Here is a 17,759-nt window from a genome sequence, read left to right as displayed (position 1 = left end):
CTCTCCTGGCTAGATATGCCAGTCTGCTATCTATGGTAGCAGAAAATGCTTGATAAATCAATTGTTTTATTCCTGGATGCGATATTGCCCCAGTAAGGCCGCGTCACCAGCCTTGTCAGCGGCTTGCTCCTGCGGCGTTGGGCGAAATATAACTGAGCCTTAACACCCCCTACTTTATCTATTAACCTCCTCTTAGCATGGCCGCCCTACCATGAAGAAGCGTGAAGAGAGCAAGCTTACGGAGAGACAGGGCGTGCGCTCGGTGGCCTGCCTTGGGCCGGCCTGTCTGCCGTTGATCTGGCTGTTTCTCCGCTTGTTCCTCTGCTGGATGCGCTTGCGGTCGGTCGCTTGCTCCAGTGAAGAATGAGGAGGATAGCAGCCTCAAGCGCTAACTCAGCGTACTGGGCTTAGCGGTCCTTCCCGCATGACCTTTGACCTTGTTCTCCGTGCATGCCAACGATCAGGAGGTAGCCTTTTGATGCGCCCTGGACGCAGCCAGGAACGGCTGCTATTCAATGATCTCTTCGGTCAGCAGAGCCGGCGCCACTTTCTGAGGCGGGCGGGCCTGGCTGGCCTCTCGGCCAGCGCCCTGGCGGCCATGCTCGAAGCCTGTGGGAGCAGTAGTACTGGCAGCAGTGCCACCACTGCCGACTTCAACATGGCTGGTCCCATCAAGATGGACACGCTGATTGCCAACGCCAAAAAAGAGGGTCAGCTGCAGGCCGTGGGGATTCCGCCCGAGTGGGCTGACTACAAGGATATCCTGGCTGGCTACACCAGCCATTATGGCCTGCCTATCTCCTACAAGGCTGAAGCCGAATACTCCTCGGCTCAGGAGCTAGAGGTCTTCAAGAATTCGAAGACGCGCCCTCACGGCGACATCGGTGACGTTGGCTTCAAGTTTGGGCCGCTCGCTGTTCAGCAGGGGCTAGTCGCTCCCTACAAGCATGCCTACTGGGATGACATCGACGCCAGTCTCAAGGACCCTGACGGCTACTGGTGCACCGAATACTATGGCGCGCAGGCTTTTGTGATCAATACCGATCTTGTGAAGAAGCCGCCAACCTCCTTCGCTGAGTTGCTGCGCGGCAACTATAAAAATATGGTTGGCATCGATGGGGACCCGCGCCAGGCCAACGATGCCTTTCTGGCGGTCTTTGCCGCTGCCCTGGCTAACGGCGGCAGCCTCGACAATATCCAGCCCGGTATTGACTATTTTGCGAAGCTCAAGAAGAGTGGCAATTTCACGGTTGCCCGCTCCAGCATTGCCAATATTTCGACCGGCGAGGTGGCCATTGCCGTGATGTGGGACTATCTTGGGCTGGGCTTCCGCGACCAGCTGGCCGGCAAGCCCCATCTGGAGGTGGTCATTCCCTCCGATGGCTCGATCGCTGGTCCCTATGTCTCAGTGATCAATAAGACGGCGCCCCATCCCTTCGCGGCCCGCCTCTGGATCGAATATATTTTCTCTGACGAGGGACAGCTCTTCTATCTGAAGGGCTACGCACATCCGGCCCGCTATCAAAAGCTGGTAGCAGCTGGCAAGGTGCCCCCTGATCTCGCCGCCAAATTACCGCCGGCTGAGCAGTATGCCAATGTGCGTTTCCCATCGCTGGCTCAGCTGAATGCGGCATCGACGCTGATCAACAACAACTGGGGACCGCAGGTGCTTGGCTCGTAGCGAGCCAGAAAAGAGCGCATTCCTGGCACAGCAGGCGGCGCACTACGCTCGTCTGAGTGGTCTGCTTTGGCAGCTTGATCGGAGCGAGTGCGCCCCCGGCGGCCATCTGATCAGGAGGGAGAGAGGGACACCTATGCTTTCGCAGGCGCTCGATGAGAAAGTGACCAGGGGGACGACGGGGGAGCAGCCGCGGCGTCGTGCCTGGCAGCTGGCTGGGCTGCTGGCCTGGTCGATTCTTGTGCCTTTCTTACTCTTTTGCCTGCTCTTCGAGCTGCTGCCTGTGGTCATCACGATTCAGGGGAGCCTGACCAACGGTGGCACTGGTGGGCTGAGTCTGGCCAGCTATCAGCGGCTCTTTGCCCAGGCCAGCAATCTGCGCGCCTTTCAGAATAGCGTGGCCCTTTCGCTGGTCACGGCTCTCATTGGGGGCTTGCTCGGTGCGGTAGCTGCCTATGGGCTGGCTAGCCTGCGCCAGGGCTGGCTGCGCAATTTGCTCATGAGCTTCTGCAGCATTGCTGCCAACTTTGCGGGGGTCCCGCTGGCCTTCGCCTTCGTCGCAACCCTTGGGGTCACCGGCTTTGTGACGGTCGCCCTGCGCAGCTGGCTGCATCTCGATCTCTACGGGCTCGGCTTCAGCATTTATCAGTTTTGGGGCCTGGTGCTGGTCTATGTCTATTTCCAGCTTCCGCTGATGATCCTGGTAACGCTGCCTGCCTTTACCGGACTGCGTCCAGAGTGGCGCGAGGCTGCCATCAATCTGGGGGCCTCGCCAGCTGGTTACTGGTGGCGTGTGGCCTTGCCCGTCCTCTTCCCGTCGCTGGTTGCTGGCACCATGCTGCTCTTTGCCAATGCCTTTGGGGCCTTTGCTACGGCCTATGCGCTGGCTCAGGGGAATATCAACCTGGTCCCCATCCTCATCGATTTTTTGGTCAATGGCAACGTGACTGTCGACTTTGGCCTGGGCGATGCTCTTGCTGTCGGCATGATGGTGCTGCTGCTAGTGGTGGTCGCGCTTTACACGACGATGCTCAGGCGGGCGAGCCGCTGGCAAGGGCGCTAGCGAGTGAAGACACGTGCCAGGGCAAGGAGAAAAAAAGGCATGCGATCGCTCATTCGGTATCGCCGCCGCGGGCAAAGCCCGGACGCGGGGCAGCTCAGGCAGCGCCTGACGAACGAGGGCGGCCTCCTGCCGGCCAGGCTGGCGCTCGTTCTGGTCCTGCTCTATCTGTTGATCCCGCTGGCGGCCACCCTGGTCTTTGGTCTCAGTGGTAGCCACGGCTGGGGAGATCTCTCAAGTCTCGGCACCGTCTTTGGCGATCCCGATTTCTGGCAGACGCTGCTGACCTCGCTCGGGCTGGCGGCGGGAACGACGGTGCTGGTCATCCTGCTGCTGACGCCCACCGTTTACCAGGTGCGCCTACGCCTGCCACGGGTGCAGCCTCTGCTCGATGCGCTGGCTCTGTTGCCCTTTGCCGTCCCACCTATTGTGCTCGGAACCGGTCTGTTGCAGGAGTACAACGGGGCGGCCACCAACAGCCCCCTGGTGGCCCTGCTCTCCCTGGGCCTGGTGCCGTTGCTAAGCAACATCTTCCCCTTGCTGGATCTTCCGCTCTTGCTCATCTGTGCCTATGTCATTGTGGCGCTGCCGTTTGCCTATCGAGCTATTGATAACAGTCTGCGCGCGATCAATGTCAGAGTGCTCACGGAGGCGGCGGCCAGCCTGGGAGCGGGCTGGTGGCGGACGCTGCTGCAGGTGATTCTCCCCAATATCTGGCCGGGAATCTTGACGGCGGCCCTGTTGACCTTTTCGACGGTAATGGGTGAGCTGACGCTGGCCAGCCTCTTCAATACCTATACCTTCCCCATCTATCTCAACATGACGGGGCAGAATGATCCGCACCGGGCAGCCCTGCTGGCAGTCCTCAGCTTTCTCCTGACGCTCCTCTGTGTACTGGGCATGGTACCGGCTACACGTCCGCGCACGAGCAGGGGACAGACCGCCCTCCCGGGACAGATCGAAGGGGCAGGCCCACGCTAGGTCGACTGGCTCTGCGGCTGTCAAGCATGGATGACACAAGGATGAATGCCTATGGCTTTTCTAGAATTGCAGGAGCTGAGCAAATCCTTTGGAAGAACGCGGGCCGTTGAGCGCCTCTCTTTGGAGGTTGAGCAGGGCGAGTTCTTGACGCTTCTGGGACCAAGCGGCTGTGGCAAGACCACTATTCTGCGCCTGGTTGCTGGCTTTGAGCAGGCGGATGCCGGGCGCATCCTCCTTGATGGGGAGGAGATCACTAGCCGCCCGGCCAACCGGCGCCCGATGGGCATGGTCTTTCAGTCCTATGCCCTCTTCCCGCATATGACGGCTGAGCAGAACGTCGCCTTTGGCCTGCGTCTCAGACGCTTGCCCCCTACAGTGATCCGCCAGCGCTGTGAGGAGCTGCTTGCCCTGGTAGGACTGGCCGATCGGGCGCGCAGTTATCCGCATCAGCTCTCGGGCGGACAACAGCAGCGCGTGGCCCTGGCGCGCGCGTTGGCCGTTGAACCGAAGGTGCTATTGCTCGATGAGCCGCTCTCGGCTCTCGATGCGGCGGTGCGTGTGACCTTGCGCGAGGAGGTCCGGCGCATTCAGCAGCAGCTGGGGATGACCGTCATCTACGTGACCCATGATCAAGAGGAGGCCCTGGCCATCTCCGATCGCATCGCCGTCATGGCCCGCGGTCGCCTTGAGCAGCTGGGGGCGCCCGAAGAAATCTATCGCCGACCACGCACGGTCTTTGTGGCCGGCTTTGTCGGGGCCAGTACCCGCCTGCCGGCCCGACTAGAACGCGCGGCTGATGGTCGCTGCCGCCTTGGCGAGATCCTCCTACGTGTTCCCCCTCAGCCGGAGCTGAGCGATGACACCGCTGTGCTCCTGGTGGTGCGCCCAGAGCTGGTCACACTGCACCAGCTTGACGAGGTGGGTGACGTCGCGATGGATGGGAGTCAGAGCCAGGAGCCAGAGAATATGCTCCCGGGCACCGTGGAGCTGCGCACTTTTCTGGGGGCGGTGACCCGCTTCCGCGTGCGTGCCGAGGGGGGACAGCTCTTCACGGTTGATCTGCCCGGGCTGCAGGCCCGTACCCTGGTTCCCGGACAGCGTGTCCTTCTCTCTTTCCCACCCACTGCCTGCCTGGTGCTACCGTACGAGGAGCGCGAGGCAGAAGCGACTGCCGGGCGCTCAGGCAGGGCCGTAGTCACCGGACAAACCTCGTCCGAGCCCGAGCCGCAGCCGGAACATGCCTGGAAGGGGCCGTAGACTCTCTGACTGGCTGAGGGGCAGACCGGGTGGGACGGCTCCTGCTGCCTCAAGGAGGAAAGAGAGCGCCCGCGGGAAGAGGGCGGCCATGACGGTCGCTGTCTCTCCCCCACGGGCGCGGCGGGCCAGGAGGAGCGAGCACACGAGCGAGCAACAGTGACCCTGGCCCGCTGACGCTCGCGAGCCCGGCGGTCCTGACGGAGCGCGCCGCCCCACGAGCGCCATTATGCGGGGGTATAGATGCCAAATTCCCAGAGCGAGTAGCCGTAAGAGGTACCGCGCCCTGTTCCATAGAGGCGCACATAGCGCCCTGAGCCGCTCACGTTGAAATCGTCGACCCCACCGGTCCCGCTCGTCGTCGAATAAATCGTCGTCCAGGTCGTGCCATTGTTCGAGACCTGGATCTGATAGGCCGAGCCATAGGCGGCCTCCCAGACCAGTTGAATATGGCTGATTTGCCTCACCTGGCCCAGATCGACCATGATCCACTGCGGATCACTCCAGTCGCTGGCCCAGCGTGTCGACAGGTTGCCATCGGTAGCATTCGATGGCGGATAGGGGGCACCATTGCCGGTGGTCTGGTAAGACGAGGCCGTAGTTGGTTTGCCAAGCGCCACATTGCTTCCGTTGACCGGTGGCGGCACCACCTTGAACGAGCGCGTTTCGATGCCTACGTTCCCCTGACCATCGTAGGCATACAGGTAGACCTTCCAGGTGCCCAGCACCTTGGGCGCCGTCACCGTGAAAGTGCTGGTTCCCGTCTGACTGAAGGTGGCGTAACGCAGACCAGTACTGCCATCGATGTACTTACTGCAGAACATGATATTGTAGCGCAGCAGATTACTGCCGGGGTTGCTGACGCTGGCGCTCAAGGTAAACTGGCCGCCTGCTGGCACCGTATTCGTGCTCACTGTCAGATTCGAGATCAGCGGCGGGGTGCTGCTGGCCGGTGGGGTCTGCCCTGTATAGAGCTGCTGGACCGTATAGTAAGCCAGGCGTTTCCAACCGCCGGTTTTCAGATTAAACCAGACGCCGCCGAAATCGTTCTCGATGCCATAATTGAAGAGCGTTGCCCCCAATGCTACCCCGTGGTGGCCGGTGATACAATTCCAGGCGCTCGCGTAGCCCTGGGCCGACTGCACGTCCGTGCTTTCCTGGGGGACGCCGTTGGCATCGTTGGGCACCTCCCACTCGCCTGGCGGCCCCGACTCGGTCACCATGTAGGGGACGGTGTAGCTGCCGTTGATCCAGTCCTGCTTGACGTTGCAGACCGCTCCGTAGGAATTGACGGCGTAGAGGTCCAGATGGGGCGCATTGGCCTTGTAGTACTGCCAGGCGCCGGTCCAGGCATCGGTTGAGGTCACTGGATGGTTCGGATCGATAGCGTGGATCGCCTGGGCCACCTGGTCCACGAACTGGGCGTAAGCGTTGCGCTCCTGCTCTAGCTGTGTCCCCGAAAAGCTATTTTGCAGAGTGAGCAAGACCTCGTTGCCGACGTCCCACATCAGCACCGCCGGATTATTCTTGTAGGTAGTGACCAGGCTCTGGATCGCGCTGAGCTGACTTGCTTTGTAGGCGCTATCGTTGAGGTAGTCGGCGCTCTGGGAGAGCCAGAAGCCATTGATAACCTTGATGCCGTAGGCAGAGGCTGCATCAAGCAGCGACTGGGTACTGCTATCAGTCCCCCAGGTGCGGATCGTGTTGACGCCCAGGGCCTGCAGGTCGGGCATGTAGGCCAGAGCGGCAGCGTTTGGGGGACCGAAGGTCACGCCCTTGATCAGGTAGGGCGAGCCGTTGACGAGCAATTGCCAGTTCCCCTGCGTCCCGGTGATCTTGACAACGCTGGCCCCGCTCGGCGTTGGTGGCGTCGTCATAGCTGGGGGTGGTGTGCCCGTCTTCTGGTAAACGGCAACAGAGGCGATGCTCAGCGTGCCACCCGACGAGGTTGCGCTCGTAGGCGTGGTGCAGCCACAGACCGTGTTCGGGAAGGAGCCGCCGATGGCCAGATCGAAGATCAAGAAGAAACTATGGTCGACAGCGGCCTGCCAGGCGCTCACGCCGACCTGGCTCTCGCGCACAATCCAGATCTGCTGGTTATCCAGGTACCAGCGGATCTGCTCATCCGAGAGGCTGCGATCGATGATCACTGAATAGGTATGATAGCCGCTCTGGCAGCCTGAACAGGTGGCCAGGCCGCTGGTGAGGCCATTGTACTCGTTGCAGGGTCCTCCTGGGGCGCTGCCACAGTGCAGCGTTGCGATCTCAGCGCTGCGCCCGTTGACATCTTCTAAAATGTCGATCTGACCAACAGCGGGCCAATTCTGGTAGTTGCCGCGGTACTGGGCGCCCATCGCGCTGAAGGCTGGCCAGTAGCCGAGGCCGTTGGTTGGGTTGGGCTGCTTGATGGAGGCGCTGATTTGCAACATGCCGCCCGGCGGCGCGGCGAAATCGCTGCGTTTGGTCTCGATGCGCCCAGAGGTCCAGCTCCCGTTATTGTTCACGGCAGTGATATTCAGGTGATTATTGCCGTCGAGGTAGACATTACTGGTCGAGTTACTCATGGTCTCGACCTCGCCGGTGCCCCAGTTGGCCGCTCCGCCAGGATAACCCGTACCTGTGTCGATAATCCAGTTGTCCGCTGAGGGCGAGCTGCCAGCAGGGCCGCTGAAATTGTCGCTCCAGACCAGCGCCCAGCCGCTGCTCGAAGCTGGCAGAATCTCCAGACCGTTGAGCTGAGCCTGATCGACGACAGAGCTGAACTGGAGGGTGATAGTCCCGCTGGAGGAGGCAGTGGCGCTGAACTCCTTAATGACGGCCTTGTTAGCGCCTCCGGCGGCGAAGATATCGAAGTTGGAGAGGACCGTTTGACCGTTGAGGCTGACGTTGAAAACGCGCTTGCCGGGGGCGGTCCAGTAGGTTTCGGCGAAATGGAGGCGAACGGTATAGCTGGAGCCGGGGGGCAAATTGGGAATGGTGTAGGCGAAGTTGCCAAGACGGGCGCTCTGATAAACGGCCTGGGGAGCAGGGTTGGAGACGCCAGAGGTGTCGACGGTGTTAGAAGTGGAGGAGGTGCCACCACCCGAGAAGTCGATGTCGGCCACAAAGGGCGCGACCGCCGGCCCACCCGCGTTGATCTGGATTGCTGTCGCGGCTCTTGCCAGAGGCGTCCGGCCCAGCAGTAATGCCATCACGCTCCAGGAGCACACTAACATAAACACGAGAAACCAGCGAAGCGTACGCAACGGCGCTGGAGCCAACCCTGACAATGGTGACCTGGGCTGCCTTGCTACATCGGGAGCAGGTGCATCCATGACAAACTCCTTTGCTTGCTTCTTTGCGGCTTGAGTCGATCGCGCAGGTCTGTGCTTCTGGCGAGGTCAGGCACCCTGCAGCCGGCCAGGACCCCTCTGTCGTGCTGGCTGCCAGCCTGTTGACCTCATTCGGGGACGGGAATACGGCGCTGAGGTTTCCCCTCCTTTTCTTTCGAAATTTTGCGAAATCAATATCGAAGGCTTTGTCTTGAATATAGAGAATTCGCGGCTCTCTGTCAAGGGGGGGGATGAAACTGTCAGTGCTTTTTTCGAAAAAGAGCGAGTGCAGGCGCTGCAACCTCTCTTTCTCCATCCTCTTGCTTACCTGGCGAAGATCGTCCGAGCATGGAGGCCGCTGGGGCCGACTGTGTCTTGTCGTAAGCGAGGGCGGAGTGCTATCATGATCGTATCCCTCCTCCTCAACCCCACGTCTGCCGATGGCTGGCCTGGAAGAGCGAGGGTGCTCCGAGCGAGGGACTGGCTGCGTATCGCCTATGAAGAGAGGGACCAATCAATCGATCGGGAAGGGGGCAAAGCCCTTGGAGTTCAGGCTACGCCGCTATACTCCTGCTGATCAAGCCGCGGTTGAACAGTTACATGTAGCCGTGCTCAAAGAGACGGGGGCCTATCTGGGGCGGGGTCCCTGGGATGACGATGTCTATGCCATTGAAGAGCACTATCTCAACAGCGGCGGAGAATTTCTGATAGGGGAATGCGATGGCAAGATCGTCGCGATGGGAGCCTTGAAGCGCACTGGTGAGGGACGAGCCGAGATCAAGCGCATGCGCGTCCTCCCCCAATACCAGGGCCGTGGCTACGGTCAGCGTCTTTTGCAAGCGCTCGAAACGCGGGCCCGCGCCCTTGGGTACCGTCTGTTGCATCTCGATACCTCCGTACTCCAGGTTGCGGCCCAGCACCTTTATCTCAAAAACGGCTTTCGCGAGGTAGGGCGCACCTTCTATCAGCAGCGTCAACCTTCTGGAGAGATCCAGCCGCTGGAGATGATTCTCTACGAGAAACCGCTCCTCTAGGAGCTGCCATCAGTCAGCAACTCTGCTGAGGAGCATGCGGGACTGCCCGACCTTGTTGCGCACTGTTGCGGGTCCTGCGTCCATCTCTCCTTGGGAATGAGAGGAGGCACGGGCCTCGTTGCCCGGCTCGACTCTCCGGGATCGCTTTATTCCTGCTGCTGGCGCGGTGGAGAGCACGACTGACGTTCCACCAGATGCGTTGGCAGCACCACGCGTGGCATCTCCAGCTGCTCACCATTGATGAGGCGTAGTAGCATCGTCGCCGCCGTGCGGCCCAGCTCCAGGCGGGGCGCATGAATCGTCGTCAGCGGTGGATTCATGATCTCGGTATAGGGCAGATTATCAAAGCCCACGACGCTCATCTGATCAGGGACAGCCAGCCCGCGCTCATGCAGAGCCCGGTAGACGCCAGCCGCCTGGCGATCGTTACCGGCGAAGATCGCTGTGGGTGGCTCGGGCAGCTCTAGCAAGCGCAGGGTGGCCTGATAGCCACTGGCTTCGGTAAAGTCGCCATCGCACTCCAGCTCGGGCATCAGCGGCAGCCCAGCGGCATCCAGGGCGGCGCGGTAGCCGGCGATGCGCTCAATGGCATCTCTGGCCGGGGAGGTCTTGCCGATGTAGGCGATGCGCCGGTGACCCAGCCGGATCAGGTGGGTTGTGGCCACAAAGCCGCCTTCCCAACTGGTGATACGCACTGAGGGAGCCATTGCCTGGAGGCCCCCTTGATTGTGAATCAGCACAAAGGGGAGCCCCGCGCGTTCAAGCTGCTCGATGGCTCGCTCTGATGGGAGCATTACCAGGATGCCATCGGTTGAGTGATCGGTGACTGTGGCAATCCAGCGTACCTCTTCCTCCGATTTGTAGTCGGTGGCTGTCAAAACCAGGCGCAGCCCAGCGTCACGTAGGACTTGGGCTACCCCTTCTAAGATGGGCAGATAGTATTCGTCGTCCAGCCGTGGCAGCAGCAGGTCGACCAGACCAGTCTTCCCTTTGCGCAGCGCCCGCGCCGCACGGTTGCGCACAAAGCCGTACTCTTCAATGATCCGCTCGACTTTCTCGCGCGTCGGTAGCGAGACGTCTGCTCGCCCGTTCAGCACTTTGGAGACCGTGGGGACCGAAACCCCCGCTATTCTGGCAATTTGGGCAATGGTGGGTCGCCCGTCGATGTTGTGTCGTCTTGCCATTGACTTATGCTGTGCTTGCTCCCCTCTGAAAGTTTCCGACCTATTATAGCACAGCCACTGCACAGTCATCTCAACTCCCCTTTGCTCCTTCCCTCCTGTTACCGCTGCTGTTGCTATCCCTCCAGCTCGCTCTCTTGACAAGCAGAGTGCAAATCCGTATAGTTTCTTCTAGAAAACGATTTCGGCTTTCTTTCGAAAAAAAGTTGGCGAGCCAGAGATCTCTCCCCCGTCGCTTCAGCTGGCTCGCTTCGTCACAACAGGCGGGCAGCATAGAGCAGAAAGGAGGCGAGGCTCCTCTTCCTCGATTGCTTGCGCTGAATATGGCGCCAGTACCAGCCAACTCGCTGCTTTGCTGGCTGTCCTTGTGGGGGCGACTAGCCTGGCTTGCTCGACTGATCGATGCATGGACTGGCAGAACAAGAGCGAGGCGAAGTCCCTGACCGTACCTGCCAGCAGTGACCTTTCAGAAAGGAGATGTCATGGACGCATATGCTCCCGGAGTGACGCAACGGCGCAGGATTGCGCGGCGAGGTCTTTTGAGTTTGTTGATCCTCCTCTCTCTTGGCTCGTTCTTTCTCGTGCTCCCGGCGCTCGACTCGGCCCCCCATGCCCATGCCGAGGCCCCTGTACAGATCAACGCAGGCGGGCCGGCGGTGGCGCCCTTCAGCGCAGACGGCTACTATAGTGGCGGGACGACGGCCAGCACGAGCAGTGCCATTGATACGTCGGGGGTGACGAACCCGGCGCCGCAGGCGGTCTATCAGAGCAATCGCTATGGGAACTTCACGTACACGATTTCGAACCTGACGGCGGGGGCGGCCTACACGGTGCGGCTGCACTTTGCTGAGACGTATTGGAGCGCGGCGGGTAAGCGGGTCTTTAATGTGAGCATCAACGGGCAGCAGGTGCTGACGAACTTTGATATCTATGCGGCAGCGGGAGGAGCGAACAAGGCGGTAGTGAGGCAGGTGAGTGCGACAGCGACGACGAGCGGGACGATAGCGATCCAGTTTAGCACGGTAGTGGACAATGCCCAGGTGAACGGGCTGGAGATCCTGCCTGCAGCTGGCGCTGTGCGAATCAACGCAGGCGGGCCGGCGGTGGCGCCCTTCAGCGCAGACGGCTACTATAGTGGCGGGACGACGGCCAGCACGAGCAATGCCATTGATACGTCGGGGGTGACGAACCCGGCGCCGCAGGCGGTCTATCAGAGCAATCGCTACGGGAACTTCACGTACACGATTTCGAACCTGACGGCGGGGGCGGCCTACACGGTGCGGCTGCACTTTGCTGAGACGTATTGGAGTGCGGCGGGTAAGCGGGTCTTTAATGTGAGCATCAACGGGCAGCAGGTGCTGACGAACTTTGATATCTATGCGGCAGCGGGAGGAGCGAACAAGGCGGTAGTGAGGCAGGTGAGTGCGACAGCGACGACGAGCGGGACGATAGTGATCCAGTTTAGCACGGTAGTGGACAATGCCCAGGTGAACGGGCTGGAGATCCTGCCGGGGGCGGGCGGTACGCCTACCCCGACGCCGACGTCAACAGCGACGCCGCCGGGGGGTACGCCCAATTTCGGGCCGAATGTCTACATCTTCGACCCCTCGATGCCCAGCTCGACGATCCAGAGCACCCTCGACGCCATCTACAGCCAGCAGCAAACCAACCAGTTCGGCACCAATCGCTACGCCCTCCTCTTCAAGCCAGGCACCTACAATGTCACGGTCAACGTTGGTTTCTATACCCAGGTGCTTGGACTGGGCCGCTCACCTGATGACGTGGTGATCAATGGCGCGGTCAACCTCGACGCGGCCTGGATGAATGGCAACGCCACCCAGAATTTCTGGCGTGCTGCTGAGAACCTCAAGATTATCCCGTCCGGTGGCTGGAACAAATGGGCTGCGGCCCAGGCCTCGCCGCTGCGGCGTGTTGACATCCAGGGCAATCTCCTGCTCTGGGATGGTGGTTGGGCCAGCGGTGGCTTCCTGGCCGATAGCCTGGTCACTGGTCAGACGCAGTCTGGCTCGCAGCAGCAGTGGCTCTCGCGCAACGATCAGCTTGGTAGCTGGAACGGTGGCGTCTGGAACATGGTCTTCGTGGGAGTCAACGGCGCGCCGCCGCCGAGCTTCCCCAATCCGCCCGAGACAGTGGTCAACCAGACGCCAGTGATTCGGGAGAAGCCTTTCCTCTCTATCGACCAGAGCGGCAACTACTACGTCTTCGTGCCAGCGCTGCGCAGCAATAGTCAGGGAACAACCTGGGCCAATGGGACGCCGGCAGGTACCTCGATTCCCATCAGCCAGTTCTACATTGCCCATCCTGGCGACTCTGCTGCCACCATCAACAACGCCCTGGCCCAGGGTCTGAATCTGCTTTTCACGCCGGGGGTCTACCAGCTCAACGGCACTATCAACATCACGCGCCCGAATACGGTTGTGCTGGGGTTGGGGCTGGCGACGCTGGTGCCGCAGAATGGGGTCATTCCCATGACAGTGGCCGATGTCGACGGGGTCTCGATCGCGGGACTGCTCTTTGACGCTGGCCCAGTCAATTCGCCGGTATTGCTGCAGGTCGGCCCCAGCGGCTCCTCTCAAAACCATGCTGCCAATCCGACCGTGCTCAGCGATGTCTTCTTCCGCATCGGCGGAGCTGGCCCCGGTCAGGCCACTCAGAGCCTGGTGATCAACAGCAACAATGTCATTGGTGATGACCTCTGGCTCTGGCGGGCCGACCACGGCAGCGGCGTTGGCTGGACCGTCAATCCCGCTGCCAATGGCCTGGTGGTCAATGGCAATAACGTGACCATGTATGGCCTCTTCGTCGAGCACTATCAGCAGTACGAGGTCATCTGGAATGGGAACGGAGGGCGCACCTACTTCTTCCAGAACGAGATGCCCTATGATCCACCCAACCAGGCAGCCTGGATGAACGGCAGCACACGCGGCTATGCCGCCTACAAGGTCGCAAACTCGGTAACCAGTCATGAAGCCTGGGGAGTGGGCAGCTACTGCTACTTCAACGTTGATCCCTCGATCGTCGCGGACCGCGCTTTTGAGGTGCCCAATACGGCGGGGGTGACCTTCCACGACCTGGTGACGGTCTCGCTCGGCGGCGTAGGGACGATTCTGCATATTATCAACAACACCGGCGGCCCCTCGAATTCGACCACGACCAACGCCTATCTGGTGAGCTATCCCTGACGCTTGCTCGCTCCCGGGTTGGTGCTCTCTCTGTGGAGGCATTCACTGGTAGCGGAATGCAGCTGCCTGAAGACAAGCAGCTGCATTCCGCTGTAGCAGCAAGGCAAGAGGGGAGATCTCTGGTCTGCGGCGGAGCCAGAAGCTAGCGCTCCTTTGGCTGAGCAAGGCCATGCCACTTACGCAGATGTTCGGCATGGGTACGCAGGTAGGCCCCTGGCTCGAATAGCGTATCGTAGTATTCCAGGTCCAGGTGATGAGCTTGTAGATACATCAAGATAAAGATCGTCGGGACCGTAGCGGGAAATTTCCCGAAAGTGTCAAAGATATACTGAGCCTGGAGCGCGACGCACTCGCGAAAGCGCTCGTCATGGACCTGAGCGCTGGCTCGTACCCTCCGGCTCTCCTTCCACGGGCCTGGAGTATCGGGGTGGAAAGGTCCACCGGGACCAAACTTGCGTTCGCAGAAGCGCTCGACCGCGGCGCGCATCGTTGGAAAATGTGGTGGACAATAACCTTCGAAGATACCGGGCAGGCCGGTTGGGTTGGGCTGTGACCAGCGTTCATCGGTATCGTAGCGGAAGCCAAGCCCTGGCACCGCGGGGTCGCCGCTGGCGCCCAACATGGTCAGACGATCGATACCGTCGAACATCCAGCCACCAAGGCCCAGGGCCTGGAGCATCAGCATGCCGGCATAGGCAGCCGTGGCCAGTTCGGCAGTGCACTCGGTCAGCGAATATTGGTCCAGAAAGGTCAGTGGTAAGGGATTGTCAACATCGACCAGATCGGCGAAGCGCTCGAGGCCCGGAATGGGGCGCCGATGGATGTCGTCATAAATACAGTAGCCGTTCTGCACATAGAAGCACAGATTGGCGATCGTATGCTGGGCAACGTCGCCGACCGGGATCACGAGAAGCGAGCCGGGGCGGTTGGCAACCCAGGTATTGTGTCCCTCCATATAAGGCTCGCGCGGTGGCAGGTAGATCCGCTGATCTGAGAGGCGGCGAATCCGCGCACGATGGGCGCGCAGTAAGTCCGTCAGGGAGAGCTGGCCATCCGCTGCGCGCGACACCAGGGCAGGGGCGTCGCGCGTTGCAAAGAAATAGGTGCCGCTGTCGTCAGTGAAGAAGATCTCACTGGTGTGGAAACCGGCAGCGGAAGGGAAGGTTCTTCCGCCAGCGGCTCCCGCGTAGTTGGCGAGATGGGGTGCATAGCGCTCGTGACGGGTGATCGAGTGGTGCCAGCCAGTATTTCCGCCGACGGCAAGAAGTACAAGCAGGGTCTCCAGCTCGCTGAGGGGCAGGGGTTCGTAACGGGACCGATATGCCAGTGGCCCATCAGGAATCTCGGCCCCGAGAAGAAAGCGGCGTGAGCGCCTTCCAAAGAGGGCCTCTACAAAAGGAAAGGTGAGCAGCTCTTGTAAGGCTTGCTCCTCGTCTGGCCCCTCTGCGGAGAAGCCAGGCTGTTGCTGCTGGTCGCTCATGATCTTCGTCTCCTCGCTTATCCTCTGTACAGCTCCCCCACCGCGGGTCTCAGCACGTCCTCGTCTCTTGCCCTTGGCTATCTTGGCGGGAGTGAAATCAGCTTCCTGGGTCGCCGCGCTCTTGCTTCCCGGCGCCTGCCGCGAGACTGATTTCCAAAGCTATTATTGACTATCTGGATGAACTTTGTCAACAACCTATTGACAGAGCCGGTGAGAGGCAGGTAAGCTATCAATAGCTGGACCAGCAAGTGTGGGCGAACGGCGCCGTCACCGCCACTGTCGGCGGTTCATCGTTTCCCTGGAGGAGCAGAGAGGAGTCATTTCTCTCTGTTTTTGTTTTTCCTCTGAGGAATGAGGACGCTTCTAGCGAGAGAAAGGGGAATGACCATCTATGTCTGAGACGTCCGAGCACGTTGCTGGGGCGGTGCTGAGCGGGGAGCCGAGGGAAGGAGCGGCTCAGCCTGGCCTGCGACGCAATGCCATAGGTCTCTCCGAAGTACTCTTTCAATCTATTACGTCGATGGCTCCGGCCACTGCTGTCACCGCCGCTCTCACTCCTGCTATTCCCTATACGGGGGCCTCGCTGCCACTGGCGGTGCTGTTGGCGACAGTGGCCAGCACTCTGGTAGCCGCTAACATTGGCCAATTGGCCATTCATATCCCCTCGGCTGGTGGCTTGTATACCTATATCAGTCGTGGCCTGGGGGCGCGCCTCGGCTTCCTTGCCGGCTGGATCTTTCTGCTTGCTCAGCCCTTGCTCCTGCCATTTATCGGCCTCGTCTGGGGAACCGTGAGTGAAAGTCTGCTGGCGGATCTGACGGGCCTGCACCTGCCCTGGTATGTTTGGGTGCTGATCGGCAATGGCCTGCTTCTCCTGCTGACGTATTTCGGAATCAAGCTGTCGGCTGATGCTAGCCTGGTGCTGGGCCTGATCGAGGTCGGCGTGCTGCTGGCCTTGAGCCTCACGATGATCATTACTGCCGGAGATCATAATGACCTGACTACCTTTACCCCGGCTTTTACTGCCGATCGCGGTCTGGGGGGCTGGCTTGGTATTGGGCAGGGCATGGTCTTTGCCTTTCTGGCCTTCCTGGGCTTTGAGGCGGCTGCTCCTCTGGCGGAGGAGAGCGAGCAGCCGCGTCGGACGATCCCGCGAGCGGTGATCTTTTCGGCTCTGGGTATCGGTCTCTTTTATGTGCTGGCTGCCTATGCGGGCGTTATCGGCTGGGGACCTGCTCAACTGGACAGCTACGTGACGGCCTCCAACCCCTGGGTCGTCTTGGGGGCGCGCTACTGGGGTGTTGCTGGACCAGTTATCTTGAGTCTGGCAGTGATCAATAGCTCGCTTGGCAACGGCAATGCGGGCATCAATGCCACGACGCGCGTTGTCTATGCCCTGGCGCGTGCTGGTGCTTTACCGTCTTTCCTGGGGCATCTAAGCAGACATCGAACCCCGAGTGTCGCCATCGCTTTCCATGTTGCCCTGGCCACCTTGGTGTCTCTGGCCACCGGCTTCCTCTTCGGGGTTTCAACGGCTTTCTCGCTGCTGGGCACTGTCTTGACGCTTGGTTTCCTGCTGCTTTATATCGCGGCCTGTCTGGCTGCTGCCGCTTTCTATTTCCGCGAGCGACGGCGAGAATTTGGCTTCTGGCGTCATGTCGTCCTGTCGCTGGTGCCGACGATCATTCTCTTCTTCCCGCTGGCGGTGCAGGTCTATCCACTGCCGGCCTACCCGCTCAATCTGGCGCTGCCCATTCTCGTGCTCTGGATTGTGCTGGGGGTGATCTATCTCGGATTTCTGCAATGGCGTCACCCGAAGGCGCTGGAGCGGGGTAAGGCGATCTTTCTTGAGGAAGAGGAGGAAGTGGCCGTATGAGCACAAATGGCCTGTTCACCGCTTTCGACGGGCTGTCCCTGAAGACGCTGGGCTGTGGCGGCCTTGGGGATGATCACTTTGATGAGCCCCTGCTGACCAGGATGCTGCTGCTCTGTTATACTCAGTTCGAGCGGCTGCGGCGCCGTCGCTCTGCTGTCTCGTGGCCTTTTCATGGGCGGTTGCTCCCTCGCCGCTCCGGCCCTCCCTCGCGTTTGCTCGTCTACAGACTACCAGGCAGCGAGCGCGGTGAGTTGGGCTTTGTAGGCTTCATTGGGAAGAAGCAGGCTCAGCGTCCTATGGGGCTGGACGAGCAGATCCAGCGAGTTGATCTGGCGCTCATTGGGGAGCTGGCTCGTTTCCCTGAGCTGGTGAGCTATGCCTCTCTCCAGCTCGGAGATGGTAATTGGAGCAATCTGGTCTTGTTTGCCCAGCCGTCGTTGCCCGAGCGTCTGCGGGCCAGCGAGCAGCATCGCTATGCTGCCTTTGAGCTGGCCCCCTACTACTATGAGTGGATTCGCCTCCATTCTGGCCTGGTCTGGTCTGGAGAGCGCTCTCCGTCGCTGCAGTTCCAGACGACACGTTACTATCTCTTTGAGGGCAGGCCACCGCGACCGCTAATTCAGGAGCGCCGGCGCCGCGGTTTGGCTCGTGGCGCCTAAGCGCTCTGCCCTCCTGGAGATGGATGGGGCGGATAGCCTGGT

At 60.6% G+C, this 17,759-nt stretch carries 11 protein-coding genes; 8 read left to right on the top strand and 3 right to left on the bottom strand.

Annotated elements, in window-relative coordinates; translation table 11 throughout:
• The first annotated feature begins 478 nt into the window (after positions 1–478).
• The 4 genes from N688_RS12290 to N688_RS12275 all read left to right on the top strand — a co-directional run bounded on the left by N688_RS12290 (position 479) and on the right by N688_RS12275 (position 4,976).
• On the top strand, positions 479–1,681 hold the full coding sequence (locus N688_RS12290; protein WP_052889554.1) for an extracellular solute-binding protein: 1,203 nt from the start codon (positions 479–481) through the stop codon (positions 1,679–1,681).
• A 133-nt stretch (positions 1,682–1,814) separates the two neighbouring features.
• Positions 1,815–2,741: an ABC transporter permease gene (locus N688_RS12285; protein WP_081838789.1), complete on the top strand. Its 927-nt coding sequence runs from the start codon at positions 1,815–1,817 to the stop codon at positions 2,739–2,741.
• Between the two features lie 39 nt (positions 2,742–2,780).
• Positions 2,781–3,719, top strand: coding sequence for an ABC transporter permease (locus tag N688_RS12280; RefSeq protein WP_052889553.1), 939 nt, complete (start codon positions 2,781–2,783; stop codon positions 3,717–3,719).
• A gap of 51 nt (positions 3,720–3,770) precedes the next feature.
• A complete protein-coding gene (locus tag N688_RS12275; RefSeq protein WP_081838788.1) occupies positions 3,771–4,976 on the top strand; it encodes an ABC transporter ATP-binding protein in 1,206 nt (401 codons plus the stop codon).
• Positions 4,977–5,200: 224 nt separating this feature from the next.
• On the opposite strand, the gene N688_RS12270 is transcribed toward N688_RS12275, so the two are convergent.
• Positions 5,201–8,164, bottom strand: a complete 2,964-nt coding sequence (locus N688_RS12270) for a discoidin domain-containing protein (RefSeq protein ID WP_081838787.1) — start codon at positions 8,162–8,164, stop codon at positions 5,201–5,203.
• A 662-nt stretch (positions 8,165–8,826) separates the two neighbouring features.
• Here N688_RS12270 and N688_RS12265 point away from each other — a divergent pair.
• The gene (locus tag N688_RS12265; RefSeq protein WP_162179552.1) at positions 8,827–9,318 is read left to right on the top strand and encodes a GNAT family N-acetyltransferase; all 492 of its coding nucleotides are present in this window, start codon (positions 8,827–8,829) and stop codon (positions 9,316–9,318) included.
• A 146-nt stretch (positions 9,319–9,464) separates the two neighbouring features.
• Here the strand turns inward: N688_RS12265 and N688_RS12260 are convergent, their stop codons facing one another.
• Entirely contained in the window at positions 9,465–10,502 is a 1,038-nt protein-coding gene (locus N688_RS12260; protein WP_081839206.1) for a LacI family DNA-binding transcriptional regulator, read from the bottom strand.
• Between the two features lie 479 nt (positions 10,503–10,981).
• Between N688_RS12260 and N688_RS12255 the strand changes: the two genes are divergently transcribed.
• Positions 10,982–13,702 (top strand): malectin, encoded by a 2,721-nt coding sequence (locus tag N688_RS12255; RefSeq protein ID WP_162179551.1) that lies wholly within the window; start codon positions 10,982–10,984, stop codon positions 13,700–13,702.
• A 142-nt stretch (positions 13,703–13,844) separates the two neighbouring features.
• Here N688_RS12255 and N688_RS12250 read toward each other — a convergent pair whose 3' ends face one another.
• Positions 13,845–15,182 (bottom strand): hypothetical protein, encoded by a 1,338-nt coding sequence (locus N688_RS12250; RefSeq protein ID WP_052889550.1) that lies wholly within the window; start codon positions 15,180–15,182, stop codon positions 13,845–13,847.
• 391 nt (positions 15,183–15,573) lie between these two features.
• On the opposite strand from N688_RS12250, the gene N688_RS12245 reads away from it, so the two are divergent.
• Positions 15,574–17,058, top strand: coding sequence for an APC family permease (locus N688_RS12245; RefSeq protein ID WP_052889549.1), 1,485 nt, complete (start codon positions 15,574–15,576; stop codon positions 17,056–17,058).
• Positions 17,055–17,717 carry a hypothetical protein gene (locus N688_RS12240; RefSeq protein WP_052889548.1) on the top strand — a complete coding sequence of 221 codons (663 nt, stop codon included), beginning with the start codon at positions 17,055–17,057 and terminating at the stop codon, positions 17,715–17,717. The genes N688_RS12245 and N688_RS12240 overlap by 4 nt, the downstream gene beginning before the upstream one ends.
• Positions 17,718–17,759: the final 42 nt, after the last annotated feature.

The sequence above is a fragment of the Thermogemmatispora carboxidivorans genome (assembly GCF_000702505.1).
GTDB lineage: Bacteria > Chloroflexota > Ktedonobacteria > Ktedonobacterales > Ktedonobacteraceae > Thermogemmatispora > Thermogemmatispora carboxidivorans.
Note: the sequence above shows the minus strand (reverse complement) of the source record. Positions and strands in the feature narration are given on the sequence as shown.

Bases quoted from the DNA above. Each gene is read 5' to 3' on its own strand.
- N688_RS12285 (WP_081838789.1), top strand. From the start codon at position 1,815: ATGCTTTCGCAGGCGCTCGATGAGAAAGTGACCAGGGGGACGACGGGG.
- N688_RS12250 (WP_052889550.1), bottom strand. From the start codon at position 15,182: ATGAGCGACCAGCAGCAACAGCCTGGCTTCTCCGCAGAGGGGCCAGAC.
- N688_RS12245 (WP_052889549.1), top strand. From the start codon at position 15,574: ATGTCTGAGACGTCCGAGCACGTTGCTGGGGCGGTGCTGAGCGGGGAG.
- N688_RS12240 (WP_052889548.1), top strand. From the start codon at position 17,055: ATGAGCACAAATGGCCTGTTCACCGCTTTCGACGGGCTGTCCCTGAAG.
- N688_RS12275 (WP_081838788.1), top strand. From the start codon at position 3,771: ATGGCTTTTCTAGAATTGCAGGAGCTGAGCAAATCCTTTGGAAGAACG.
- N688_RS12260 (WP_081839206.1), bottom strand. From the start codon at position 10,502: ATGGCAAGACGACACAACATCGACGGGCGACCCACCATTGCCCAAATT.
- N688_RS12280 (WP_052889553.1), top strand. From the start codon at position 2,781: ATGCGATCGCTCATTCGGTATCGCCGCCGCGGGCAAAGCCCGGACGCG.
- N688_RS12255 (WP_162179551.1), top strand. From the start codon at position 10,982: ATGGACGCATATGCTCCCGGAGTGACGCAACGGCGCAGGATTGCGCGG.
- N688_RS12270 (WP_081838787.1), bottom strand. From the start codon at position 8,164: ATGGCATTACTGCTGGGCCGGACGCCTCTGGCAAGAGCCGCGACAGCA.
- N688_RS12290 (WP_052889554.1), top strand. From the start codon at position 479: ATGCGCCCTGGACGCAGCCAGGAACGGCTGCTATTCAATGATCTCTTC.